Genomic DNA, 24930 nt, shown 5'->3' with positions numbered 1-24930 from the left:
CGGTGCCCTCAGATCCGCTTCGCCAGCGGATACGCGAACAGCACATCCGCATCCGCGCTCGTCGAGACCGTTTCGCTGCCCGTCATCGTCGCGCATTCGCCGGCCTTGAACGCGACGCCTGCGACATCGCCCGAGCCGGTGATCGGGATTACCCAGCCGGTCGTGCCTTCGGGCAGGTTGACGACGTGGTCGCCGCCCTTCCAGCGCTCGAGCACGAACTTGGGGCCTTCGACCATGATCGTGCGGCCGGTCTCGACTTCGATCGGCGGCGCGACCGGGACGTAGGGCGTGGGGTCGGCGACCTCGATGCCGTCCTTGAGGTGAAGCTCGCGGTCGCTGCCGTAATCGTAGAGGCGGTAGGTGGTCTCGGAGTTCTGCTGGACCTCGATCACCGTCAGGCCGCCGCCGATCGCGTGGATCGTGTCCGACGCGCAATACATGAAGTCGCCCGGCTTGACCGGCTTCCAGTCGAGCTTGTCCTCGATCGTGCCGTCGATCGCCGACTGCCGGAGTTCGTCCTTCGAGATCGGCTGCTTCGTGCCGACCGCGATCGTCGAGGTCGGCTCGGCGGCGAGGACCGTCCAGCACTCGTCCTTGCCGCGCGGCAGGCCGCGGGCGTGCGCCTGTTCGTCGTTGGGATGAACCTGGACCGACAGCTTCTCGCTGGTGAACAGGTATTTGATCAACAGATCCGGCGTGGTGTTGCCGGGCTCTTGGAACCAGACTTCGCCGATCGGCGGCGTACCGGGGGCGGCATCCTCGAAACCGGGCCAGAGCGTGTCGCGACCCCAGGGCTTCTCGACGCGGTGGGTATGCAGCAGGGTGGCGGGCATGGGATATCCTCGACTGGAATGACGGGTCGGCAACGCACGACTATTGCCGTGTGATCCGGGCCGCGAAAAGCCCTTCATTGCCCGGCCCATCGACGCCGTGAATTGGGCTTGGAGCGGGGTGGCGAAAGGGATTGTTCGCGAAGCCTCGCATACGCTAAGGACAACGCCGATGCGTATCACCCAGTCTCGTGCCCTCGCGGTCACGCTCATCGCCGCGCTTGCGCTCCCCATTGCCGGTTGTGCGGGTGGCCGCGCCGCCAAGGGCGACCTGCCCTATGTCGCGCGCGACGTGGGGACTCTTTACTCGACCGCCAAGGCGCGGCTCGACCAGGGGCGTTACAAGGAGGCGGCGCAGCTGTTCGACGAGGTCGAGCGCCAGCATCCCTATTCGATCTGGGCGCGTCGTGCGCAGATCATGTCGGCGTTCAGCTATTACCTCGCCAAGGATTACACAGCCTCGATCAGCTCGGCGCAGCGCTTCCTCGCGGTGCATCCGGGTAACCGCGACGCGCCTTACGCCTATTACCTGATCGCGCTCGGCTATTACGAGCAGATCACCGACGTGACGCGCGACCAGAAGATCACGCGCCAGGCGCTCGATTCGCTCGGCGAGTTGATGCGGCGGTATCCGAACACGCGTTACGCATCGGATGCACGGCTGAAGATCGATCTGGTCAACGACCATCTCGCCGGCAAGGAAATGGAGATCGGGCGGTTCTACGAGACGCGCGGCCAGTGGCTCGCCGCGAACGGCCGGTTCCGCACCGTGATCGACAAGTTCCAGCAGACGACGCACACGCCCGAGGCGCTGATGCGGCTGACCGAGACGTATCTGCAGCTCGGCGTGCCGATCGAGGCCGAGAAGGCCGCCGCGGTGCTGGGCCGCAACTATCCGGGCACCGACTGGTATGATCACGCCTACAAGCTGATGCAGGACCATCCGGTGAAGCCGATCGCACCGCTGGCACCGGGCGAGCCAGTCGTGCCCACGGGAACCGCAGGCACGCCGGGTACCGGGGCGCTGGAGCTTCCCAAGGCGAACGGCAACACCGGTGGTACGGGTGCGGGCAGCGTTTCCAGCCCCGCACCCGTCGGTCCGGGCAGCGCGACGCGGACCGGCCCCGGCAACTGATCGCGGAATACGCCATGAGAACACGGGCGTGAGAACAATGGGGGATCAACTTCGCGTGCGGATCGTCTAAGACGCGCGGGATGCTGACCGATCTTTCCATTCGCGACGTGGTGCTCATCGAGGCGCTGGATCTGGGATTCGGCGAAGGGCTAGGCGTGCTGACCGGCGAGACCGGCGCGGGCAAGTCGATCCTGCTGGACGCGCTGGGGCTGGCACTGGGTGGCCGCGGCGACAGCGGGCTGGTGCGGCATGGCGCGGCGCAGGCTGTGGTGACCGCGACGTTCGATGCCCCTGCCCCCGAATCGCCACTCGCGATGTTGTTCGACGAGAACGGGCTGGAGATCGAGCACGGCGAGCCGCTGATCGTGAAGCGGATCGTCAAGGCGGACGGCGGCAGTCGCGGGTTCGTCAACGACCAGCCGGCGTCGGCGGGGCTGCTGCGCGAGATGGCGCCGCACCTGGTCGAGATCCACGGGCAGCATGATGAACGCGGGCTGCTGAATGCGCGCGGGCATCGGGCGCTGCTCGACATCTTCGGGCGGACCGAGCCCGGCGCGACGGCAAAGGCGTATGCGGGGTTTCGCGCGGCTGAGGCTGAGTTGGCGGCGGCGCGGGCGGATATCGAGACGGCGGCGCGGGATCGCGAGTGGCTTGAGCATACGGTTGCCGAACTGACCGCGCTGGCGCCAGTCGCGGGCGAGGAGGAGACGCTGGCGGATACGCGGCGGTCGATGCAGCGCGCGGAGAAGATCGCGGACGATCTCGCCGCGATCGACGATTTCCTCGAGGGCAAGGACGGCGGGATGGCGAAGCTGCGCCAGGCCGCGCGCGTGCTCGAGCGGATCGCGGAGGATCATGTCGCGCTCGGCAATGCGCTCGCCGCGGTCGATCGGGCGGTGATCGAGGCTTCGGTCGCAGAGGAGAGCCTGCGCGATGCGCGGGCGGACATGGCCTATGATCCGCGTGCGCTGGAGGATGACGAGGCGCGGTTGTTCGAGCTTCGCGCGATGGCGCGCAAGCACCGCGTGCAGCCGGATGACCTGGCGGCGCTGGCGGACGAGATGCGCGCGCGGCTGGAACGGCTGGATGCCGGCGAGGGCGGGATCGCGAAGATCGAGGCGCGGGTAGCGTTGGCTCGGAAGGCTTTTGATACGGCGTCGGATGCTTTGACGAAGCGGCGGCTGGCGGCCGCCAAGCGCCTCGACGTGGCGGTTGCGGGTGAGTTGGCGCCGTTGAAGCTGGATGCGGCTCGGTTCCAGACCGTCGTTGCGCCGCTTGGTGAAGAGGGCTGGTCGGCGGCGGGCAAGGACCGGGTCGAATTCGAGATCTCGACCAATCCGGGTGCGCCGTTCGCCGCGCTGACCAAGATCGCGTCGGGCGGCGAGTTGTCGCGCTTCATCCTCGCGCTGAAGGTGGCGCTGGCAGAGGAAGGCGGCGCGTCGACGATGGTGTTCGACGAGATCGACCGCGGCGTCGGTGGCGCGGTGGCGAGCGCGATCGGCGAGCGACTCGCGCGGCTGGCGCTGAGCACGCAGCTGCTGGTGGTGACGCACAGCCCGCAGGTCGCGGCGCGGGGGGCGAAGCATCTGCTGATCGCCAAGAGCAGTGACGGGACGGTCACGCGGACTGGCGTGCGGGCCTTGTCCGAGGATGAGCGGCGGGAGGAGATCGCGCGGATGTTGTCCGGCGCGCAGATTACGGATGAAGCGCGGGCTCAGGCGGAGCGGTTGCTTGAGCGGGCCTGAGGTTTATGGCTCTAGGCTCGACTTCGCGAAGCCAATACCGTTCCCCCGCGAAGGCGGGGGTCCAGGGTATCACCCGCAGCGCCTGCAACCCTGGACTCCCGCGTTCGCGGGAGAACGATGCCGCGAAGCGCTGACCTCAGGGCATCGCCTGACGGGGGTGACCCAAGTGGATCTTCAGCACTGGCACGACAATGTAATCGCCGCCGACTTTGCGCAGGCCGTGGAGCGCCCGACTACCGAACGCGCCGTCCTCGTGGATCGCGGCGCGAACCGGTGCCTGTTCGGTGTGGATCATGTCGTCGAGCCCGGCGGCACTCGCGTCGGAGCGCGGCCATAGCGACTGCTGGACACGGTCGTCCGCGGACGAATCGTCGTTCCAGTCGTAGCCGATCGCCGGGGCCGGCTTAGGGGAGACGTGAGTCTGCTGGGCGGCAGCGGGCGCGGCAAAGACTATGGCGATCATCATAGCTGCTGTCTTCATCGCACCCCCGATTCCACCCCAGCGAAGGCCAGGCACAGTTGGCAAAGTTAGTCGGTAGACACCGTGCTCCCTTACAACGACCTTGCCAACTGGGCCCCGGCCTTCGCCGGGGTGAAGGGCGAATTCAGGACGCGCCGGTGCCGCCGTTCGCGCCGAAGAAGCTGCCGGTGGTGTAGCTGTCGCTCGGATCCGCCAGCGCAACGTAGAGGCCCGCCAGTTCGGCCGGCTGACCGGCGCGACCGAGTGGCGTATCCTGGCCGAATTCACCCATCTTGCCCGGCAATTGCCCGCCCGCGACCTGCAACGGCGTCCAGATCGGGCCCGGTCCGACCGCGTTGACGCGAATGCCCTGCTTGGCGAGTTGCTTTGCCAGCGCCTTGGTGAAGATCAGGATCGCGCCCTTGGTCGAGGCGTAGTCGAGCAACTCCTTTTCCGGGCTGACCGAATTGACCGACGCGGTGTTGATGATCGACGCGCCGGGCTTCATCAGCGGGATCGCCGCCTTGCAGAGGTGGAACATCGCGTAGACGTTGGTCTTCATGGTGCGATCGAACTGCTCGAAGCTGATCTCGGCGATCGAGTCCTTCGACTGCTGATAGGCGGCGTTGTTGACGAGGATGTCGAGCCCGCCGAGTTCGCGATTGGCGCGCGCGATCAGGTCGTTGCAGAATTTCGCATCGGTCAGGTCGCCGGGAATGAGGACGACTTTGCGCCCTTCCGCGCGGAGCAGCTTGGCGACGTCCTGCGCGTCTGGTTCCTCGGCCGGGTAATAGTTGATCGCGACGTCGGCGCCTTCGCGCGAGAACGCGATGACGGCGGCACGACCGATCCCCGAGTCGCCGCCGGTGACGAGTGCCTTGCGACCGGCCAGTCGCCCGGACCCGCGATAGCTCGCCTCACCGCAATCCGGAACGGGGTGCATGTTGCGCTGGAGTGCGGGCCATTTCTGGCGCTGTTCGAGGAAGGGTTGCGAGGGATATTTGGTCTTCGGATCCGCGAGCGGCGCGGCCCCCTGCGCGAAGGCGGGTGCGGCGGCTGCGGCGAGGCCGGTGACGGCGGCGCCCTTGAAGAGGTCTCGACGGCTTGTGTCTGTCATGATGGCGTGTCCTGCGAAAAATTCTCTTGGGATGTCAGCGCGCAACTCGGGCGAATGTTCACGCCATGTTGATCGAGGTCTTGTCGAAAGGTGGCGCCCTCCCCTAACCCGGCGCGATGCCCGACCTTCCCGCGACCGAGACCGAAGCCGCCGCCGAGCTGGAGACGCTCGCCGCGCAGATCGCGTATCATAACGCGCGCTATCACACCGACGACGCGCCTGAGATCAGCGATGCCGACTATGACGCGCTGGTACGACGCAATGCGGCGATCGAAGCGGCGTTTCCGGCAGCGGTGCGGAGCGATTCGCCAAGCCGGGCGGTGGGTGCCGCACCAGCCGGGCATCTCGCGAAGGTCGCGCATGCCAAGGCGATGATGAGCCTCGACAATGCGTTCGCGGACGAGGAGGTCGAGGAGTTCGTCGCACGTGTGCGCCGGTTCCTGAAGCTGGCGGATGACACGCCGGTGGCGCTGACCGCGGAGCCGAAGATCGACGGGCTGTCGTGTTCGCTGCGGTATGAGGATGGGCGGCTGGTCCAGGCCCTCACGCGTGGCGATGGCCAAGTCGGCGAGGACGTTACCGCCAATGTGAGAACCATCAGCGACATCCCTCAAACCTTGTTCCCCCGCGAAGGCGGGGGCCCAGTCTGGGCCCCCGCCTTCGCGGGGGAACATAGTGAGGCAGGCATCCCCGCAATCTTCGAGGTTCGCGGCGAAGTGTATATGGCGAAGGACGACTTCGCCGCCTTGAACGCGCGCCTGCTCGCCGAGGCCGAGGAGACCGGCAAGGATGCGCGGCAGTTCGCCAATCCTCGCAACGCCGCCGCCGGGTCGCTGCGCCAGAAGGACGCGAGCGTCACCGCGAGCCGGACGCTTCGGTTCCTCGCGCATGGCTGGGGCGAGGCCAGCGTCGTGCCCGGCGAGACGCAGGCCGAGGTCGTCGACACGTTGCGCGGCTGGGGCTTCCCGATCGCCGACGGGTTCGCGCGGGTCGAAGGAACGGCCGCGGCGCTCGACGTGTATCGAGCGATCGAAACCGAGCGCGCCGACCTGCCGTTCGATATCGACGGCGTGGTCTACAAGGTCGATCGGCTCGACTGGCAGGCACGACTGGGCCAGGTCGCCAAGGCGCCACGCTGGGCGATCGCACACAAATTCCCCGCCGAACGCGCGCAGACGCTGCTCGAGAAGATCGACATCCAGGTCGGCCGAACCGGCGCGATGACGCCGGTCGCGCGGCTGTCGCCCGTGACCGTCGGTGGCGTCGTCGTGACCAACGCGACGCTGCACAATGCCGACGAGATCGAGCGACTCGGCGTGCGCCCCGGCGACCGCGTGCTCGTCCAGCGCGCGGGCGACGTGATCCCGCAGATCGTCGAGAACCTGACGCCGGACACCGAGCGCGAGGCGTATGTCTTCCCGCATACCTGCCCCGAATGCGGGTCCGCCGCCGAACGCGAGGAAGGCGAGGTCGTCTATCGTTGCACCGGCGGGCTGATCTGCCCCGCGCAGCGAGTCGAGCGGCTGATCCACTTCGCCTCGCGCCACGCGTTCGACATCGGCGGCCTCGGCCAGACGCTGATCGAGGCGTTCTTCCGCGACGGGCTGATCGAGTCGCCTGCCGACATCTTCCGCCTGACCGAGGAGCAGCTCGCCGCGCGCAAGAAGGACGGGCGCGTGTGGGCGGCCAAGGTGATCGCAGCAATCGAGACCAAGCGGACGATCCCGCTCGACCGGTTCCTGTTCTCGCTCGGCATCCGCCACGTCGGCGAGATTACCGCGCGCGACCTCGCGCGACGCTATGTGTCTGCGCGCGCGCTGGGTGCGGTACTGCGTCACGCGGTGTTCCTGCGCGGCCAGATCGAACCGGTGATCGGCGAACCCGAGCGCAAGTTCGTGCTCCGTCGCGACAAGCTTCTGGTCGGCGCGATCGAGACCGCGGGGATCGGTCCCGAGGTCGCCAGCGCGCTCGTCGGCTTCTGCGCCGAGCCGCACAACCGCCGAGTCGTGTTCGACCTGTTGCGCGAAGTGAAGCCCGCGGACGTCGTCCACGAGACCCGCGAGTCGCCCGTGACGGGCCAGATCCTGGTCTTCACCGGCAGCCTCGAAACGCTGAGCCGTGACGAGGCGAAGGCGCAAGCGGAAGCGCTGGGCGCCCGCGTCGCTGCGTCGGTGTCGAGCAAGACCGGCCTCGTCATCGCTGGCCCCGGCGCGGGATCGAAGCTCAAGAAAGCCACCGACCTCGGCATCCGCGTGATCACCGAAGCCGAATGGGCCGAGATCGTCGCCGCCAGCTGAGGCGCGGACCACACTCCCCACATTGGTTCCGGCTGCCCCGAAAGGGTTCGATTGCGTGGCTTTTTTGCAACGCACCATGACCGAGTGTGTCTGTGACACTTCCCGACTCGCCAATGTCACAGAACCGAAATATCCCACGTGCAGGGGCGCGGCAGGCCGAACGAAAAGTCGCGGATCTCGAGCAGAAGCTCAAAGGGGAACTTCAATGCGTAACAACCTATTCCTGGGTGCGGCAGCGATTGCGCTGATCGCCCCGATGACTGCGTCCGCGCAGGAAACCACCTCCTCGATCCGCGGCACGGTGACCGCGAATGGCGCGCCGGTTAACGGCGCGACTGTCGAGATCACCAGCCCCGCGACCGGTTCGCGCTCGACCGCGACCACCGATGGTTCGGGCACGTTCAACGTCAACGGCCTCCGTCCCGGCGGCCCCTACACCGTTGCCGTCGCTGCAGCCGGCTATGGCAGCAAGCAGGTCACCGACGTCAACATCACCGTCGCGCAGGCGTTCGATCTGCCGATCGATCTGGCCACCGACGCTGCTGGTGGCGCCGACGAGATCGTCGTGACCGCCGCCAGCCTGCCCAACGCACGCTCTATCTCGCAGGGGCCGACGACCGTCCTCAACGCGCGCCAGATCGCCAACATCGCTTCGGTCAATCGCGACATCCGCGATCTCGAGCGTCGCGATCCGTTCGCCCGCCTCGACGACAGCCCCTCGGGCGGCCGTTCGGTCTCGTTCGCCGGCCAGAACGCGCGCTATAACCGCTTCACCGTCGACGGCGTGTCGGTCAGCGACAATTTCGGCCTGAACAGCGATGGCCTGCCAAGCCGCCGTTCGCCGATCCCGCTCGACGCGATCGGCCAGTTCCAGGCACAGGTCGCTCCGTACGACGTCCGCCAGGGCAACTTCCAGGGCGGCGCGATCAACATCGTGCTGAAGTCGGGCACCAACGACTTCCACGGCACCGGCTTCTACTCGCAGTCGCGCGACGAGTTCGTCGGCAAGCGCACCAAGGACCTGCGCGTCAGCGTCCCCAACTTCAAGACCGAGAACTACGGCGCCGAACTGTCCGGCCCGATCATCAAGGACAAGCTGTTCTTCATGGTCGCCGGCGAGCGCCTTCGCGGTGGCCGTCCGATCGCCGAGGGTCCGACCGACAACAACGCCGGCACCAGCATCCTGGGCATCAGCCAGGCGCAGGTCGACCAGATCAGCGCGATCGCGAAGTCGGTCTACAATTACGACACCGGCGGCGTGCTGCGTAACCTCGGCGACAAGGACGACCGCGTCGTCGCCAAGATCGACGCGAACATCACCGACAAGCAGCGTCTGTCGTTGACCTACACCTACGCGAACGACGCCATCAACCTGCTCCAGAACACCTTCCCGACGGCACCGACCGGTCTCGGCCTCGCGTCGAACGCCTATATCCAGGGCAACCGCCTGCACACCGGTGTTGCGCAGCTGAACTCGGAATGGTCGGACAGCTTCTCGACCGAAGTCCGCGGCTTCTACAAGAACTACACGCGTATTCAGGATCCGTTGCTCGGCCGCGGCTTTGCCCAGTTCCGCGTCTGCACCAACCCGACGAGCACGGCCGCGACAGCGGGCCTGACCGTCTCGCCGACCGCCTGCGAGAACAACGCCGGCACCGTGTCGTTCGGTCCTGACAGCTCGCGCCAGACCAACGAACTGCGCACCGAGACATGGGGTGGCCTGGTCCAGGCGCGCCTGACCATGAACGATCATGACGTTCGCGTTTTCACCGAAGTCTCGAGCGTATCGATCTTCAACTCGTTCCTGCAGAACAGCGCGGGCAGCTATTACTTCGACTCGATCGCGGACCTTCAGAACCGCAATGCAGGGTCGTTTGCGTACGGCAACGCGATCGTGGGCAATAACGGCCTGGCCGCGCTCGATCCCAATGCCGCCGCAGCACAGTTCGGCTACCAGAGCTACACGTTCGGCGTGATGGACTCGTGGAAAGTGACGCCGACGCTGAACGTCAGCTTCGGCGCACGCTACGACCTGTATGCGATGGACGACAATCCGCCGCTCAGCGCCGCCTTCGCCAGCCGCTATGCGAACGGTGCGATCGTCAACGGCCAGCGCATCAACATCAACAACAACAGCGCGAACATCTCCGGTTTCAACCTGTTCCAGCCGCGCGCCGGCTTCGACTGGAAGCCATCGCAGCGTATCAGCATCCGCGGTGGCGGCGGCGTCTTCGGCGGCGGCACCCCCGATGTCTATGTGTCGAACAGCTTCTCGAACACCGGCGTGCTGACCAACTCGTTCAACGTCAGCCGCACGGCGACCGGGTTCAACGGCTTCCCGGCCGGCACCCCGGCTGCCACGCAGGCAGCCACCGCCTCGGCCCTTCTGACCGGCGTTACCGGTACGTCGGTTCCAGCCGCGGCCAACACGTTCCTGACGGGTGGTTCGGTTCCGGCCAACTCGACGGTCAATGCGCTCGACCCGAACTTCAAGGTCCCGTCGCAGTGGCGCGCCACGCTGACGGGCGAATATAGCGCAAACCTTGGTCCGCTCGGCGACAACTGGGTATTCGGTGCCGACCTGCTGTACTCGAAGGTTCGCAACCAGGTGTATTTCACCGACATCCGTTCGGTGCCGATCGCCGGTTCGCTGACCCCGGACGGTCGCCAGCGTTACCAGAACCTGATCGATGGCGGTGCGACGAGCACCAACACCAACACCGACATCCTGCTGACCAACACCAATAAGGGGCGCGCCTACATCGCCGTCGCGCGTCTCGACAAGGCATGGGATTCGGGGCTGAGCATCAACGGCAGCTTCACGTACCAAGACGTCAAGGACGCAGCGCCCGCGACGTCGTCGACCGCGGGTTCGAACTATTCGAACGGTGCGTTCGTCGATCCCAACAACGTTGCCTATGGCATCTCGAACGACCAGGTTAAGTACTTCTTCAAGTACGGCGTGAACTACGATCATGCCTTCTTCGGGGACTACAAGACCACGTTCGCGCTGTTCGGCGAATCGCGCATCGGTCATCCGTTCAGCTACACGTTCCAGGATTTCGGCAACAACGGCAGCGGCCGCGCGTCGGTATTCGGTACCACGGGCGTCAGCTCGAACTCCGGTACGGGCGGCAACCGTTATCTGATGTACGTGCCGACGCTGGACGATGCGAAGGTTTCGTACAGCAGCGCTGCAGTCCGCGATGCGGTCAACGCGTTTATCGACTCGTCGGGTCTCGGCAAGTATCGTGGCAAGACTGCGCCGCGCAACGGCTTCAACTCGAAGTGGTTCACGCGTCTCGACCTCCACGTTGCGCAGGAAATTCCGACCTTCGTCGGTGGCTCGCGCATCACGCTGTTCGCGGACATCGAGAACTTCACGAACTTCATCAACAAGAACTGGGGCCAGCAGCGCGAGTACGTCTTCCCGTACAACACCCCGGTGGTCCGCGTGCAGTGCTTGCAGACCGCGGTGCCGACCGGCATCGCGCCAGGTGCGGCCAATCCTGCCGGTGGCACCTATGGCGCCGTGGCGACCAACGCCGGACAGGCCTGCGCCCAGTATCGCTACTCGCCAGTCGGCGGCAGCGCGAACTTCACGCCGCAGCCTGACCAGGTGTACGTGAACCAGTCGCTCTACTCGATCCGTATCGGTGCTCGCTTCACGTTCTAAACCGCGTCCGACCTGATCGGTCGAATTGGCCGCCGCGTCCCTCGGGATGCGGCGGCCTTTTTCGTTTTGCGGCCTCGCGCTCGGCCAGACCGTTCGGCTTTTGCGTGTGCCTCGCGCGCCGTGTAAGACCGCCATCCAATGGCTAATTCTCCCGCCTCGCCCCCCGGCTCGTCCGCCTTGAACTCCACCCGGCGCCTGCCCTTCACCGCGCGGCCGTTCTTCGAGAACAAGGCGCGGGCGTTCTGGATCCTGCAGGCGGTCGGGTGGAGCGGGTACCTGCTGCTGCGCGGGGTGGTGTCGATCTCGAACGGGCTGTCGCTCGACGGGGTGATCCCGGTGATCGTCGAGGCGATCGTCGGATATTGCATCACGCTGCTGCTCTCGACGATGTACGGCCAGTATCGGCGGATGAACCGGCTGGTCGGGATATTCCTGACGATCGCGACGCTCGCCGCCGCGACGTTCCTATATGCGGTGCTCGACGCGTTCACCTTCTCGTTCATCGCGACCGCGACGCCGGGGGTGACTCTCACGCGGCTGCTGGGGTCGGTGTACGTCACCTTCACGGTGCTGTTCGGATGGTCGGCGCTGTATTTCGGGATCAATTTCTACCTGATCGTCGAGCAGCAGATCGACCAGATGGAGCATCTCGAGAACCAGGCGTCGTCGGCGCAGCTGGCGATGCTCCGCTACCAGCTCAACCCGCATTTCCTGTTCAACACGCTGAACTCGATCTCGACGTTGGTGCTCCTCAAGCAGACCGAGCGGGCGAATGCGATGCTCAGCCGGCTGTCGTCGTTCCTGCGCTATACGCTGGCGAACGAGCCGACCGCGCACGTCACCGTCGCGCAGGAGGTGGACCAGCTGAAGCTGTATCTGGAGATCGAGAAGATGCGCTTCGAGGATCGGATGCGGCCGAAGTTCGACATCGATCCGCGCGCCGAACGCGCTCGGCTGCCGTCGCTGCTGCTGCAACCGCTCGTCGAAAACGCGATCAAATACGCCGTCACCCCGCAGGAGGAAGGCGCCGAAATCTGCGTCGAAGTGCGGCTCGCCGGGGAACGCGTGCAGATCGCCGTATCCGATACCGGTCCGGGCTTGATCGAGGGCCGGATCGGTTCAAGCCAATCCACAGGCGTGGGGCTCGCTAATATTAGAGACAGGTTGGCTCAGGCATATGGGCCCGACCACCGTTTCGAAACGCGCTCCACGCCCGCTGGCGGATTCTCGGTCGAGATCGAGATTCCGTATCAGCTTGAAGACGTGAACAGAGAGGCCGCATGACCATTCGTACCATTCTCGTCGATGACGAGCCGCTGGCGATCCAGGGGCTGGAACTCCGACTCCAGGCCCATGAAGACGTCGAGATCATCGAAAAATGCTCGAACGGCCGCGAGGCGATTCGCGCGATCAAGACGCACAAGCCCGACCTCGTCTTCCTCGACATCCAGATGCCGGGGTTCGACGGGTTCTCCGTCGTGCAGGGCTTGATGGAAGTCGAGCCGCCGCTGTTCGTGTTCGTCACCGCCTATTCGGACCACGCGTTGCGCGCGTTCGAGGCGCAGGCGGTCGATTACCTGATGAAGCCGGTCGAGGAATCGCGGCTGGCGGATACGATCGAGCGGGTTCGGCAGCGTTTGAGCGAGAAGCGCGGCGTCGAGGAGGTCGATCGGTTGCGCGAAGTGCTCGCCGATGTTGCGCCCGATGCGGCGGCGGATATGCCGGACGGGGATGCCGTGTCGGCGAACCGGTTCGAGAAGCTCATCAACATCAAGGATCGCGGGCAGATCTTCCGCGTCGATGTGGACACGATCGAGCGGATCGATGCAGCTGGCGATTACATGTGCATTTATACCGGCGATAATACGCTGATCTTGCGCGAGACTATGAAGGATCTGGAGAAGCGGCTTGATCCAAGGCGGTTCCAGCGGGTGCATCGGTCTACGATCGTGAATTTGGATCTGGTGAAGCAGGTTAAGCCGCACACTAACGGCGAATGCTTCCTGGTGTTGAATTCGGGGGCGAGCGTGAAGGTTTCGCGATCGTATCGCGATGTGGTGGCGCGGTTCGTTCACTGAGATCGAGCCCGTCGTCCTAGCCCGGTCCCCGTCCCCGTCCCCGTCCCCGTCATCCTGACGAAAGTCAGGATCCAGAGTCATTAAAGACGACGCTCATTACCCTGGATCCTGACTTTCGTCAGGATGACGGACGCGGGGGTGTGGTCGGGGCGGGCTTTCGGGAGCGCGTCGTTCCACGTCCGTCCCTGCCGATCGAGGTCCCGACTTTCGTCGGGATGACGGGGTGCGCTGCGTTAGCGAGCGCTTTCCCCGTTTCCCGTCGCCATTAACCAGTCCCTAAACCCCGCGGCCTAGAGCAGGGGGATGAAGACGTCGGGTTACGGCCTTTACCGCCACGCGCTGATCAGCCTGCCCGCGTTGGTGATGGCGACGTCGTGCGTGCCGGCGGATCGGCCGGCGGCGATCGCTCGGGTCCAGCCGGAGCGGAACTCGCGTGCCTTGCTGAGCCGGATGGCGTTGCATGTGCCCGACGACATCTCGGCGAAGATCGCGACGGTCACGCCCGACGCGTCGTTTGCCGCTGCGACGCCGTTCGTTGCCCCACCGTTTTTGACTTCGAACTCTGTCGATGACGCTAGCCGTGCTGCGGACTGCCTGACGGCGGCAGTGTATTACGAGGCGCGGTCGCAGTCCGAGGATGGGCAGCGGGCGGTGGCGCAGGTGGTGTTGAACCGGGTGCGCGATCGGGCCTTTCCGAACAGCGTGTGCGGGGTGGTGTATCAGGGAGCCGAGCGGCGGACCGGGTGCCAGTTCAGCTTTACCTGCGACGGTTCGATGAACCGGGCGCGGGAGCCGGGGGCTTGGGATCGCGCGCGGGCGGTGGCGGCGGCGGCGCTTGGGGGGAGCGTCTATGCGCCGGTCGGGGCGGCTACGTCGTTTCATACGACGAGCATTTTGCCGTGGTGGGCGTCGAGCCTTGCCCGGATCACGACGGTTGGGGCGCATGTGTTCTATCGCTGGCAGGGGGCGTTGGAGCGGGCTCTGACGTTTCGGCAGGCTTATGCTGGGGTCGAGCCTGGGGTTCGGGGTGTTGGCTTTTCCGGTGGTGGCGTGGTGGCGGTTGCGATGCAGGTTGCTGGGGTTTCGGTGCATTATGGCAATCGGGACGACGTTGCGGACTCGGGTGCGGAGCCGGCCGATGCGCTGCATGGGGTGACGGTGCACCGGGGGGTGTCGCGTTCTGGTTCGGCGATGGCGGGCGCGGCGATCGTGCAGACGCGGCTGGTTTCTGGGGTGCGGATTCATGTTGGTGGGCGAGCAGCTTCGATGCTGGGAGGTGGTGAAGGCTCCGGTGCGGTAGTGTCGGACGAAACCTAACCGCCCAAACGGCACCACCCCGGCGAAGGCCGGGGCCCAGTTGGGGGACGTTGCCAACTGCGGATGGCGCTCCGTTACGACTACCTTTCCAAATGGGCCCCGGCCTTCGCCGGGGTGGTGGCTTATATAAAGAACGGATCGGCAATCTGATCCTCCCCCGCAAGGGGGAGGTGGCTGACGCTTGTCAGACGGAGGGGGAGGCATGCGAAACGTCTGTTGCGTGGTCCTCCCCCTCCGCCGCCTTCGGCGCCACCTCCCCCTGGCGGGGGAGGATCGAGAGCGCATCGACCAGGGACCGCGCGGCAAACTCCCCCTACCCCTCCCCTCGCAAAACCATGCTGCATCTGCTAACGGGACGCGCATGCTGAACCTGAACAATATCACGGTGCGCCTGGGCGGACGCGTTATCCTCGATGGCGCCACGGCTGCGTTGCCGCCGGGCTCGCGCGTCGGGCTGATCGGGCGCAACGGCGCGGGCAAGTCGACGATGGTGCGCGTGATCGCAGGGCAGCTCGAGCCCGACGACGGCTCGGCTGACATGCCCAAGGGCGCCCGCATAGGCTACCTCGCGCAGGAAGCGCCGCACGGCGTGAAGACCCCGTTCGAGACCGTACTCGAAGCCGATCTGGAGCGCGCCGCGCTGATGATCGAGAGCGAGACGAGCGAGGATCCCGACCGGCTCGGCGACGTGTACGAGCGGCTGATCGCGATCGACGCCTACACCGCGCCGGCCCGCGCCGCGCAGATCCTGCTCGGCCTCGGGTTCGACGAGGACATGCAGGCGCGGACGCTCGACAGCTTCTCGGGTGGCTGGAAGATGCGCGTCGCGCTCGCCGCGCTGCTGTTCTCGCAGCCGGACCTGCTGCTGCTCGACGAGCCTTCGAACCATCTCGATCTCGAGGCGGTGATGTGGCTGGAGGACTTCCTCAAGGGCTACAAGGCGACGATCGTGGTGGTCAGCCACGAGCGCGATTTCCTCAACAACGTGGTCGATCACATCCTGCATCTGCAAGGCGGCAAGATCACGCTGTATCCGGGCGGCTACGACGCGTTCGAGCGGCAGCGTGCCGAGCGCCTCGCGCAGATCGAGGCGGCACGTGCCAACCAGGCGGTGCAGCGCGAGAAGCTGCAGGAATATATCGCCAAGAACTCCGCGCGGGCTTCCACCGCGAAGCAGGCGCAGTCGCGGCAGAAGATGCTGTCGAAGATGCAGCCGATCGCGGAGAGCTACAACGATCCGACGCTGTCGTTCGGCTTCCCCAACCCGACCGAGCTGCGGCCGCCGTTGATCACGCTGGACATGGCGACGGTGGGCTATGCCGACGTGCCGATCCTGAAGCGGCTCAACATGCGGCTCGATCCCGACGACCGGGTCGCGCTGCTCGGGCGTAACGGCAACGGCAAGACGACGCTCGCGCGGCTGCTGGCGGCGCAGTTGACGCCGATGGACGGCGAGATGTCGTCGTCGGGCAAGATGAAGGTCGGGTATTTCACGCAGTATCAGGTCGAGGAACTCGACCCGACCGATTCGCCGATCGAGCATATGTCGCACCTGATGAAGGGCGCGACGCCGGCTGCGGTGCGCGCGCAGCTGGGGCGCTTCGGGTTCTCGGGCGACAAGGCGACGACCAGGGTTGGCAAGCTGTCGGGTGGCGAGCGGGCGCGTCTGGCGCTGGCGCTGATCACGCGCGATGCGCCGCATCTCCTGATCCTCGATGAGCCTACCAACCATCTGGACGTCGATGCGCGTGAGGCGCTCGTGCAGGCGCTCAACGCGTATACCGGCGCCGTGGTACTGGTCAGCCATGATCGGCATATGCTGGAGCTGACCGCGGATCGGCTGGTGCTGGTCGACGACGGGACGGCGAAGGAGTTCGACGGCAGCCTCGACGACTACATCGCGTTCGTCCTGAAGGGCGATGGCGGCAAGGGCGATGCGGCGTCGAAGGCGGACAAGAAGGCCGGGAAGAAGGCTGCGGCCGAGGCGAAGAGCAACGATGCGGCTCTGCGGAAAGCCTTGCGCGAGATCGAGGAGCAGACCGCGAAGTTCACCAAGGAGCGGAATGCTCTGGACCGCGCGATGGTCGATCCGGCGAACGCGGAGCCGCGGTTCTCGCGGATGTCGATGGGGGACCTGAGCAAGCGTCGCGCCGAGGTGCATGCGAAGCTCGAGGCTAGCGAGGCGAAGTGGCTTGAGGCTAGCGAGGCGCTGGAGGGCGTGGAGGCTTAAGGCCCCCCGCCCCGCGTAACGTCCCTCGCCCCTCGCCGTCATCCCAGCGAAAGCTGGGATCTCCCGTTCGGGTCGCGGCGTCCGCCAAGCGGGATACCCCAGCTTTCGCTGGGATGACGGTTGCGGCTGTCTTGCAGCGATGGTCCGCGCTTCCATGTTCTCCCGCGAAGGCGGGAGCCCAGTCTGGGTCCCCGCCTTCGCGGGGAAACATGCTTGCCTTGGTTCGGAGGCAGGCTTCGACCTCGTCGAGATCAGCCCTCGTCGGTGTCCGCGCCCGCTGCCGGACGCTCGAACCAAGCCTCCACAGGCCCGACCAGCTTCAGTGTCAGAGCGTTGCCGTTGCGGTCGACCTTCTTGCCGAGCGCGACTCGGATCCAGCCTTCCGAGATGCAATATTCCTCGACGTCGTGGCGCACCTTGTCCTTGAAGCGGATGCCGATGCCGCGTTCGAGCAGGTCCTGCTGGAAGAACGGGCTGCGCTGGTTGATCGACAGGCGATCGGGGGGCGTGTCGCCGGTTGCGGCCGGGGTGGCGGCGGCTTCGGTCTCGGGGGTGTTTGGCGTGTCGGTCATGGTCGCGCGTCTAGCGGCAAGCACCGGGGGCGCGCCAGAAAAAAGGCACCGGACGCAAAAGAGGCGCCGGGATTGCTCCCGACGCCTCCGTGCGATCGTCTGATCGGGTCAGCTGCAAACCTGCACCGAGACCCGGTCGCCATAATAGGGATCGACGCGCCACTCGTTCCAGCACCGCGGGCGGTAATCCTCGCGGTAGTAGGTGCGGACCGGCGGGTTGTAATACGCCACCGGTGGCTGCGCGTAATAGCCGCCATTGTAATAACCGCGGTCGTAGTAGCGGTTGCGGTTGTTGCTGCTGGCGATCGCCGCACCTACGCCGAGGCCGAGGATGCCACCGAGCACCGCTGCTCCGGCCGCATTGCCGCCGCCACGATGGCCGTGCCAGCCGCCGCCATAGCCGCGCCCATAACCGCCGCGTCCCCAACGCTGGGCGTCGGCTGGTGCTGCTGCCGTCAGAGCCGTTGCGGCGAGTGCCACGCCGAGGCCTGCTTTCTTGAAAAATCCGTTCATCTCTTCCGAACTCCGTTACTAGTTACGCCCGGTCCGCTTGGGACAAACGCATAAGTGTCCGACCGTGTTTCAGGCTTTAGGTGATTCGGCCTGAACCGGTTCGGAACGGCTTGTTAACCCACGGTATAGCTGGCGGAGGTGGTCCCGTGCGGGGACGCGGGCGGCGCTGCGCTTGCTGGGCATTGTTTACGAATATCGGATAGGGTGCGCCGATGCGCAGGATGATGACGACGCGAGCGATCGCCTTTGCCGTGCTCGGCGGGAGTGCGGTGCTGATCGGTGGACTGGCGCTGTCCGGGTCGCCGGTGAAGGTGCGGGCGGTCGAGGGTGCGCGCGTGGCCAAGGCTGCCGTTGCTACGCCGGTTGCCAAGGTGGCGCCAAAGCCCGTTGCCGTCGCTGCGGAGGACCCGGCCGATGCGTATGTCGTGAAGCGGGTTCTGAACGTGCCGGAGCCTTTGCGGCATGGCGCGTATTACTGGGATACCGAGGGCGTGCCCGAGGGGCCGATCGTGATCACCGTCGACCTGGTGGCGCAGACCTTGTCGATCTTTCGCAGCGGGTACGAGATCGGGACGGCGGCGGTGATCTACGGCGCCGACGAGAAGCCTACCCCGCTCGGCGTGTTCAAGATCACGCAGAAGGACGCGCATCATGTGTCGAACCTGTACGGGGCGCCGATGCCGTACATGATGCGGCTGACCAATGATGGGGTTTCGATCCATGGCAGCGCGCTGATGGATGGGAAGTACGCTACGCATGGGTGCGTTGGGGTGCCGACTGCTTTTGCGAAGCTGATTTTCGAGCAGGTTAAGCTGGGGGATCGGGTGATCGTTACGAGTGGGGAGATGTTGGCGCGGGGTGGGCGGATTACTGCTGCCTGAGGGGGGCGGTAGTGGGTGGTAGCGCTCCGTGCCCTCACCTTTCGCCGCCTTCGGCGTCTCTTCCTCTCCCGGTAGGAGAGGAGTTTGGGAACGCCTCTGAGTCTCAACAGCAGGCACCTCCCCGGCGAAGGCCGGGGTCCAGTTGGGGGACGTCGCTAACGAAGGGCAGCGCCGAGTTACTGCGACCTTTCCACCTGGGCCCCGGCCTTCGCCGGGGAGGTGCACCTATTGAGCCCTGACCGCTCGCGTTACCGTCAGCGTAAGTGCTGCCCTCGGGCCTTATCGCAAAACGAAAAGGACCGGAGGTTTCCCCCCGGCCCTTCTGCATCTTTTGCCCAGCGCGACACGGCAAAGCCGCGTCGTCGGACCTCGCTTGAGCGAGGCCGGCCGAGCGCCTGAGGCTCAGCCGGCTTCGCCTTTGCTGGCCTCAGGCGCTCTGCTTAGCCCGGCTAGCGCGCTTGCGCTCGTTGGCATCGAGGAAGCGCTTGCGCAGGCGGATCGACTTTGGCGTGACTTCGACCATCTCGTCGTCGTCGATATACGCGATCGCCTGCTCCAGCGTCGCGCGCTTCGGTGGCGACAGGCGGACCTGGTCGTCCTTGCCGCCGCTCGCGCGGAAGTTGGTCAGCGCCTTGGTCTTCATCGGGTTGACCTCGAGGTCGTCCGGCTTGGCGTTCTCGCCGACGATCATGCCCTCATAGAGCGCCTCGCCGTGGCCCACGAACAGGATGCCGCGCTCTTCGAGCGGGCCCAGTGCGTAGTTGTTCGCCTCGCCCGAACCGTTCGAGATCAGCACGCCGTTCTTGCGGCCTTCGATCGCGCCCTTGTGCGGACCGTACTTCTCGAACAGCCGGTTCATGATGCCCGTGCCGCGCGTGTCGGACAGGAACTCGCCGTGATAGCCGATCATCCCGCGCGACGGCGCCGAGAAGGTTATGCGGGTCTTGCCACCGGTCGACGGACGCATGTCGGTCAGCTCGGCCTTACGCGTGTTCATCTTCTCGACGACGGTGCCCGAATGCTCTTCGTCGACGTCGATGATGACGGTCTCGTACGGCTCGGTCTTCTTGCCGTTCTCGTCCTCGCCGAACAGCACGCGCGGACGCGAGATGCCGAGCTCGAAGCCTTCGCGGCGCATCGTCTCGATCAGCACGCCCAGCTGAAGCTCGCCGCGGCCGGCGACTTCGAAGCTGTCCTTGTCGGCCGCCTCGGTCACCTTCACGGCGACGTTCGACTCGGCTTCGCGGAACAGGCGCTCGCGGATCATGCGGCTCGTCACCTTGCTGCCCTCGCGGCCCGCCATCGGCGAGTCGTTCACGGCAAAACGCATCGACAGCGTGGGGGGATCGATCGGCTGCGCGTGCAGCGGCTCGGTCACCGTGATGTCGGCGATCGTGTCGGCCACGGTCGCGACCGAGAGACCTGCCAGCGAGATGATGTCACCGGCCTTGGCTTCGTCGACGGGAACCCGCTCGAGACCACGGAACGACATGATCTTGGACGCACGACCGGTCTCGATGATCTTGCCGTCATTATCGAGCGCGTGGATCGCCTGGTTGGTCTTCACGGTACCCGAATTGACGCGACCCGTGAGGACGCGACCGAGGAACGGATCGCGGTCGAGCAGCGTGACGAGGAAGGTGAACGGCACGCCGGCGACTTCCACGGCGGGCGGGGGCACGTGCTTCACGATCGTCTCGAACATCGGGATCAGCGTGCCTTCGCGCGCGTCCATGTCGGTCGAGGCATAGCCGTTGCGACCCGATGCATAGAGCACGGGGAAGTCGAGCTGGTCGTCGTTGGCGTCGAGCGACACGAACAGGTCGAACACTTCGTCGAGCACTTCCTGGATGCGCGCGTCGTTGCGATCGACCTTGTTGACGACGACGATCGGCTTCAGGCCGAGTGCCAGCGCCTTGCCGGTGACGAACTTGGTCTGCGGCATCGCGCCTTCCGACGAATCGACCAGCAGGACGACGCCGTCGACCATCGACAGGATGCGCTCGACTTCGCCGCCGAAATCGGCGTGGCCGGGCGTGTCGACGATGTTGATGCGGATGCTCTCGGACTCGCCGGGAGGAGTCCAGTCGACCGAGGTCGGCTTGGCGAGAATGGTGATGCCACGCTCTTTTTCGAGGTCGTTCGAATCCATTGCGCGCTCTTCGACGCGCTGGTTGTCGCGGAAGGTGCCGGACTGGCGGAAGAGCTGGTCGACCAGCGTCGTCTTGCCGTGATCGACGTGCGCAATGATCGCCACGTTGCGGAGGCTCATGAATGTATTCTCTTGAAACGAGGAACGGGGTTGGCGCGCGCCATAGCGTAATTGTTGCGCCGCGGGAAGACCGGGCGGCATTTCGTCGCCTTTAGAGGGAACCTCCGCGGCGCTTGTATGTTCCGGCGGCGAGAATGGCACGAGGATCGCGGACCGCCAGCATTGCCCTCAGCGCGGCGTGCTTGTCGGGTGCGGCGGCATAGTAACGCTGCCAGATCCGCAGCCCCATCCAATAGCCGAGTTCGGGCGGCCAGCCGGCAGGCGGCGTGGAGTAGTTGCCGATCCAGCGGGCATAGGCCTTGGCTTCGGCTGAGCCTTCCTCGGGGTCGTCCTTGTCGGTGAGCTTGCGGGTGAGCGCGATGTCGGCCTGCATCTGGCGCCAGAGTTCCGCTTCACGCGGGGTGGCCCAGGCGGCGCGGGCGGCGTCGGGCTCCTCGCCGGTGACGAGCTGGGCGATGAAGTCGGCGGCGCCCTCGACGAGGATGGCGGTGGGCAGCGGGTCGCGGGCGAGCGTCATCCCGGCGTCCTGCTGGAACGAATGCACCGTCTCGTGCGCGAAGAAGTGCCGCAGCGTCTGGCGCAGTTTTTCAGGCGTCGGCGACATCCGGCACAGAACTTCGAGCCCGAGCACCTGCGCGCCGGGCTTGGCGGTGCCACCGGACGTGTTCGCGCCGAAGACTATATAGACTTGCGGGAGCTTCACGTCGGGGAGCGCGCCGCGGAGGCCGAGATAGATCGCGCGGAGATCGGCGGTGGCGGCCTTGGCGGCGGGGAGGCAGGTTTTGATCGCCTGCGCGTAGCGGGTCGGGTTGGCGGCGATGGCGCGCGCGAGATTGTCCGCGTCGACGATCCGGCCGGGGGTGAAGACGCCGATCCCGAAACTGCCCTTGTCGAGATAGTCGCGTTTCAGCTGCGCGGCGGTGGGCTTGCCCTTGGTCTTGGCGAACAGCGCGGCGAAGCGGTCGGCGTCTTCGGTGTGGATCGTAGCGGTGAGCGGGTCGGCTGGTGGGGGACGATTCGTGGCGGCCGCGGGGAGGAGAGCGAGCGCGAGGATCAGCGGGCGGAGCATGGTGCAGAGTATCGCGTGTTTGCCGGGGCGCCAGAGCGGATATTGCAATCCTCCCCCGCCAGGGGGAGGTGTCGCCGAAGGGGACGGAGGGGGAGGACACGAATCCGGCGTGGTCGCTTGCCGCCCCCTCCGTCAGGCAAGAGCCTGCCACCTCCCCCTTGCGGGGGAGGATCGTGAGGTGGCGACCACCTAAAGCGTCCCATCCTCCACTATCCACCCCGGCGGAGGCCGGGGCCCAGTTGGAAAGGCGGCAATAACGACTCGCCGCCACCCGTTAGCAACGTCCCCCAACTGGGCCCCGGCCTTCGCCGGGGTGGTGGCCTAGGTTAACGGTACAACCCCGGCATGGCGCGGTGCGTCAAAACCCCTCCAGCACGATCTTGCCCTTCGCTGTGTGGCTCTCGATCCGCTCATGAGCCCGCCGCAAATTCGCCGCATCGATCGTCCCGAAATTCTCCGCGAGCGTCGTCCGGATCGTCCCCGCATCGACCAGCCGCGCAACCTCGTCGAGCAATACCCCCTGCTCGCCCATGTCTACGGTCTGGAACAGCGAGCGCGTGTACATCAGCTCCCAGTGCACCGAGATCGACTTCTGCTTGAGCGGCACGATGTCGAGCGTCTTCGGATCGTCGATCAGTGCCAGCCGGCCCTGCGGCGCCAGCAGCTCCCCGATCTCGGCGATGTGCTCGTCGGTATGCGTCGTCGAGAACACGAACCCCGGCGCCCCCAGCCCGAGCGCCTCGACCTGCGCGGCGAGCGGCTTGCGGTGGTCGATCACGTGATGCGCGCCGAGATCTTCGACCCAGCTCCGCGTCTCGTCGCGCGACGCGGTGGCGATCACGGTCAGGTCGGTGAGTTGCCGCGCGAGCTGGATCGTGATCGAGCCGACCCCGCCTGCCCCGCCGATGATCAGGATCGCGTTCGCCGCGCCGGGGACGGGTTTGCGCACGTCCAGCCGGTCGAACAGCGTCTCCCACGCGGTGACCGAGGTCAGCGGCAACGCCGCCGCCTGCGCCCAGTCGAGCGACTGCGGCTTGTGGCCGACGATGCGTTCGTCGACGAGGTGATACTCCGAGTTGGTACCGGGCCGGTCGATCGCACCCGCGTAGAACACGTCATCGCCGATCTTGAACCCGGTCACGTCCGCACCGACCGCGACGACGACGCCCGATGCGTCCCAGCCGAGCACCTGCGGCTTGCCGTCCGGATCTTGGCGACGCTGGCGGATCTTGGTGTCGACCGGGTTGACCGATACCGCCTTCACCTCGACGAGCAGATCGCGGCCGGTCGCCTCGGGCTTGGGGAGGTCGAGGTCGACGAGCGACTGCGGATCGTCGATCGGGAGCGACTTGGTGTAGCCGATGGCGCGCATGCTGGAACTCCTGTGATGTCGCGACCAAGCTGTCCACGCCACCCACCGGTTTCAAGGAGAGCTGTTGGCAAGCCTGAGTGTATTATCTATATACGCCACTTGAACGCGGGGCGGGTTGCAGCCACGATGCCCCACCGAACGGAGACACGAGCATGGCGACGACCCCGAACACGCTGACGGAAGAGCCTGGCCTGGTGCTGACCCCGCCCGATCCGGTGCCCACGGTCGCGGCCGCGAAGGCGTCCGGCCTCGTCCCCGTCGATGCCGGCGTGAAGTCGCAGCTCGAGGAGCGCGTGTCGAGCTTCGTCACCGATCTCGTCGCGCAGGACGTCAATTCGCCCGAATTCGGCAAGCGCGTCGACGCGATCACGGCGATGGGCGCGAAGGAAATCCGCGACGCCGCCGGCCAGTCGAACCGCTTCCTCGATCGCCCGGTCAAGGCGATGGATCAGGAGACCGGAGTCGGCAAGGATCTCGCCGAGCTGCGCCGCGTCGTCGAGGATCTCGATCCCGGCAAGAAAGGCAACCTCACCGCGCCGCAGAAGCTGTTCGGGATCATCCCGTTCGGTGGCAAGATGCGCAATTATTTCGACGGGTACAAATCGTCGCAGACGCACATCGCGCAGATCCTGAAGAGCCTCGGTTCGGGCAAGGACGAGCTGCTGATGGACAATGCCGCGATCGATACCGAGCGCGCCAATTTGTGGGCGGCGATGGGCCGGCTCGAGCAAATGATCCATCTGTCGAAGACGATGGACGCCAAGCTGGAGGACGTCGCGAACGACCTCGACCACACCCATCCCGCCAAGGCGAAGGCGATTCGCGAGACCGCGCTATTCTACACGCGCCAGCGTACGCAGGACCTGCTGACGCAGATGGCGGTCACCGTGCAGGGCTATCTCGCGCTCGACCTGGTCAAGAAGAACAATGTCGAGCTGGTGAAGGGCGTCGATCGCGCCTCGACCACCACCGTCTCGGCGTTGCGGACCGCGGTGACGGTAGCGCAGGCGCTGACCAATCAGAAGCTGGTGCTGGAGCAGATCACCGCGCTCAACACGACCACGGCCAACATCATCGATTCGACCGGCAAGCTGCTCAAATCGCAGACCGCACAGATCCACGAACAGGCGGCGTCGGCGACGATCCCGCTCGAGACGCTGCAACGCGCGTTCCAGAATATCTACGACACGATGGACGCGATCGACGTCTTCAAGCTCAAGGCGCTCGATTCGATGAAGGTCACCGTCGGCGCGCTGTCGAACGAGGTCGACAAATCCCGAGGGTATATCGCGCGGGCCGAAGGCGCGACGCAGGGGCAGTTGGGCGGACCTTCCGCCAGCCCGTTCAAGCTGGAGGCGATGTAACC

18 protein-coding genes are annotated in these 24930 nt (G+C 65.9%); 10 read left to right on the top strand and 8 right to left on the bottom strand.

The genetic code is table 11. The features are described 5' to 3' along the window. Positions 1-8 precede the first annotated feature (8 nt). A complete protein-coding gene (locus C8J25_RS11785; RefSeq protein WP_056066728.1) occupies positions 9-833 on the bottom strand; it encodes a class I mannose-6-phosphate isomerase in 825 nt (274 codons plus the stop codon). A gap of 169 nt (positions 834-1002) precedes the next feature. On the opposite strand from C8J25_RS11785, the gene C8J25_RS11780 reads away from it, so the two are divergent. Further along, entirely contained in the window at positions 1003-1965 is a 963-nt protein-coding gene (locus C8J25_RS11780) for an outer membrane protein assembly factor BamD (protein WP_107954618.1), read from the top strand. An 80-nt stretch (positions 1966-2045) separates the two neighbouring features. Beyond that, the gene (gene recN, locus C8J25_RS11775; protein ID WP_107954617.1) at positions 2046-3710 is read left to right on the top strand and encodes a DNA repair protein RecN; all 1665 of its coding nucleotides are present in this window, start codon (positions 2046-2048) and stop codon (positions 3708-3710) included. A gap of 136 nt (positions 3711-3846) precedes the next feature. Here recN and C8J25_RS11770 read toward each other — a convergent pair whose 3' ends face one another. Together C8J25_RS11770 and C8J25_RS11765 are read right to left on the bottom strand one after the other, a co-directional pair. Further along, on the bottom strand, positions 3847-4191 hold the full coding sequence (locus C8J25_RS11770) for a hypothetical protein (protein WP_107954616.1): 345 nt from the start codon (positions 4189-4191) through the stop codon (positions 3847-3849). Between the two features lie 124 nt (positions 4192-4315). Beyond that, entirely contained in the window at positions 4316-5287 is a 972-nt protein-coding gene (locus tag C8J25_RS11765) for an SDR family oxidoreductase (protein ID WP_107954615.1), read from the bottom strand. Positions 5288-5403: 116 nt separating this feature from the next. On the opposite strand from C8J25_RS11765, the gene ligA reads away from it, so the two are divergent. The 6 genes from ligA to C8J25_RS11735 all read left to right on the top strand — a co-directional run bounded on the left by ligA (position 5404) and on the right by C8J25_RS11735 (position 16885). Next, positions 5404-7584, top strand: coding sequence for an NAD-dependent DNA ligase LigA (gene ligA / locus C8J25_RS11760; RefSeq protein WP_107954614.1), 2181 nt, complete (start codon positions 5404-5406; stop codon positions 7582-7584). Between the two features lie 205 nt (positions 7585-7789). Further along, entirely contained in the window at positions 7790-11260 is a 3471-nt protein-coding gene (locus tag C8J25_RS11755; RefSeq protein WP_107954613.1) for a TonB-dependent receptor, read from the top strand. Positions 11261-11398: 138 nt separating this feature from the next. Continuing rightward, on the top strand, positions 11399-12544 hold the full coding sequence (locus C8J25_RS11750; RefSeq protein WP_107954612.1) for a sensor histidine kinase: 1146 nt from the start codon (positions 11399-11401) through the stop codon (positions 12542-12544). After that, entirely contained in the window at positions 12541-13338 is a 798-nt protein-coding gene (locus tag C8J25_RS11745) for a LytR/AlgR family response regulator transcription factor (RefSeq protein WP_031393111.1), read from the top strand. The genes C8J25_RS11750 and C8J25_RS11745 overlap by 4 nt, the downstream gene beginning before the upstream one ends. A gap of 303 nt (positions 13339-13641) precedes the next feature. Next, on the top strand, positions 13642-14655 hold the full coding sequence (locus C8J25_RS11740; RefSeq protein ID WP_107954611.1) for a cell wall hydrolase: 1014 nt from the start codon (positions 13642-13644) through the stop codon (positions 14653-14655). Positions 14656-15016: 361 nt separating this feature from the next. Next, entirely contained in the window at positions 15017-16885 is a 1869-nt protein-coding gene (locus tag C8J25_RS11735) for an ABC-F family ATP-binding cassette domain-containing protein (RefSeq protein WP_056051982.1), read from the top strand. A gap of 251 nt (positions 16886-17136) precedes the next feature. Here the strand turns inward: C8J25_RS11735 and C8J25_RS11730 are convergent, their stop codons facing one another. Next, positions 17137-17457 carry a DUF3297 family protein gene (locus tag C8J25_RS11730; protein ID WP_056066699.1) on the bottom strand — a complete coding sequence of 107 codons (321 nt, stop codon included), beginning with the start codon at positions 17455-17457 and terminating at the stop codon, positions 17137-17139. 108 nt (positions 17458-17565) lie between these two features. Then, positions 17566-17970, bottom strand: coding sequence for a hypothetical protein (locus C8J25_RS11725; protein ID WP_056066696.1), 405 nt, complete (start codon positions 17968-17970; stop codon positions 17566-17568). A gap of 224 nt (positions 17971-18194) precedes the next feature. Here C8J25_RS11725 and C8J25_RS11720 point away from each other — a divergent pair, with 224 nt between their 5' ends. Next, on the top strand, positions 18195-18851 hold the full coding sequence (locus C8J25_RS11720) for a L,D-transpeptidase family protein (protein WP_244187040.1): 657 nt from the start codon (positions 18195-18197) through the stop codon (positions 18849-18851). Positions 18852-19278: 427 nt separating this feature from the next. On the opposite strand, the gene typA is transcribed toward C8J25_RS11720, so the two are convergent. From typA to C8J25_RS11705, 3 genes are all read right to left on the bottom strand, one after another. Next, positions 19279-21123: a translational GTPase TypA gene (typA, locus tag C8J25_RS11715; protein WP_056051990.1), complete on the bottom strand. Its 1845-nt coding sequence runs from the start codon at positions 21121-21123 to the stop codon at positions 19279-19281. 91 nt (positions 21124-21214) lie between these two features. Continuing rightward, a complete protein-coding gene (locus C8J25_RS11710) occupies positions 21215-22192 on the bottom strand; it encodes a DUF2268 domain-containing putative Zn-dependent protease (protein WP_107954795.1) in 978 nt (325 codons plus the stop codon). Positions 22193-22550: 358 nt separating this feature from the next. Then, positions 22551-23564, bottom strand: a complete 1014-nt coding sequence (locus C8J25_RS11705; RefSeq protein ID WP_107954609.1) for a zinc-binding alcohol dehydrogenase family protein — start codon at positions 23562-23564, stop codon at positions 22551-22553. A 152-nt stretch (positions 23565-23716) separates the two neighbouring features. Between C8J25_RS11705 and C8J25_RS11700 the strand changes: the two genes are divergently transcribed. Then, positions 23717-24928, top strand: coding sequence for a toxic anion resistance protein (locus C8J25_RS11700; protein ID WP_107954608.1), 1212 nt, complete (start codon positions 23717-23719; stop codon positions 24926-24928). Positions 24929-24930 lie beyond the last annotated feature (2 nt).

Origin of the sequence: Sphingomonas faeni, from assembly GCF_003053745.1 — a bacterium.
Taxonomy (GTDB): Bacteria; Pseudomonadota; Alphaproteobacteria; order Sphingomonadales; family Sphingomonadaceae; genus Sphingomonas; species Sphingomonas faeni.
Note: the sequence above shows the minus strand (reverse complement) of the source record. Positions and strands in the feature narration are given on the sequence as shown.

Coding starts and splice junctions, on each gene's coding strand:
- C8J25_RS11745 (WP_031393111.1), top strand. CDS start 12,541: ATGACCATTCGTACCATTCTCGTCGATGACGAGCCGCTGGCGATCCAG.
- ligA (WP_107954614.1), top strand. CDS start 5,404: ATGCCCGACCTTCCCGCGACCGAGACCGAAGCCGCCGCCGAGCTGGAG.
- C8J25_RS11710 (WP_107954795.1), bottom strand. CDS start 22,192: ATGCTCCGCCCGCTGATCCTCGCGCTCGCTCTCCTCCCCGCGGCCGCC.
- typA (WP_056051990.1), bottom strand. CDS start 21,123: ATGAGCCTCCGCAACGTGGCGATCATTGCGCACGTCGATCACGGCAAG.
- C8J25_RS11720 (WP_244187040.1), top strand. CDS start 18,195: ATGACGACGCGAGCGATCGCCTTTGCCGTGCTCGGCGGGAGTGCGGTG.
- C8J25_RS11785 (WP_056066728.1), bottom strand. CDS start 833: ATGCCCGCCACCCTGCTGCATACCCACCGCGTCGAGAAGCCCTGGGGT.
- C8J25_RS11735 (WP_056051982.1), top strand. CDS start 15,017: ATGCTGAACCTGAACAATATCACGGTGCGCCTGGGCGGACGCGTTATC.
- recN (WP_107954617.1), top strand. CDS start 2,046: ATGCTGACCGATCTTTCCATTCGCGACGTGGTGCTCATCGAGGCGCTG.
- C8J25_RS11750 (WP_107954612.1), top strand. CDS start 11,399: ATGGCTAATTCTCCCGCCTCGCCCCCCGGCTCGTCCGCCTTGAACTCC.
- C8J25_RS11765 (WP_107954615.1), bottom strand. CDS start 5,287: ATGACAGACACAAGCCGTCGAGACCTCTTCAAGGGCGCCGCCGTCACC.
- C8J25_RS11730 (WP_056066699.1), bottom strand. CDS start 17,457: ATGACCGACACGCCAAACACCCCCGAGACCGAAGCCGCCGCCACCCCG.
- C8J25_RS11780 (WP_107954618.1), top strand. CDS start 1,003: ATGCGTATCACCCAGTCTCGTGCCCTCGCGGTCACGCTCATCGCCGCG.
- C8J25_RS11770 (WP_107954616.1), bottom strand. CDS start 4,191: ATGAAGACAGCAGCTATGATGATCGCCATAGTCTTTGCCGCGCCCGCT.
- C8J25_RS11755 (WP_107954613.1), top strand. CDS start 7,790: ATGCGTAACAACCTATTCCTGGGTGCGGCAGCGATTGCGCTGATCGCC.
- C8J25_RS11740 (WP_107954611.1), top strand. CDS start 13,642: ATGAAGACGTCGGGTTACGGCCTTTACCGCCACGCGCTGATCAGCCTG.
- C8J25_RS11705 (WP_107954609.1), bottom strand. CDS start 23,564: ATGCGCGCCATCGGCTACACCAAGTCGCTCCCGATCGACGATCCGCAG.
- C8J25_RS11725 (WP_056066696.1), bottom strand. CDS start 17,970: ATGAACGGATTTTTCAAGAAAGCAGGCCTCGGCGTGGCACTCGCCGCA.
- C8J25_RS11700 (WP_107954608.1), top strand. CDS start 23,717: ATGGCGACGACCCCGAACACGCTGACGGAAGAGCCTGGCCTGGTGCTG.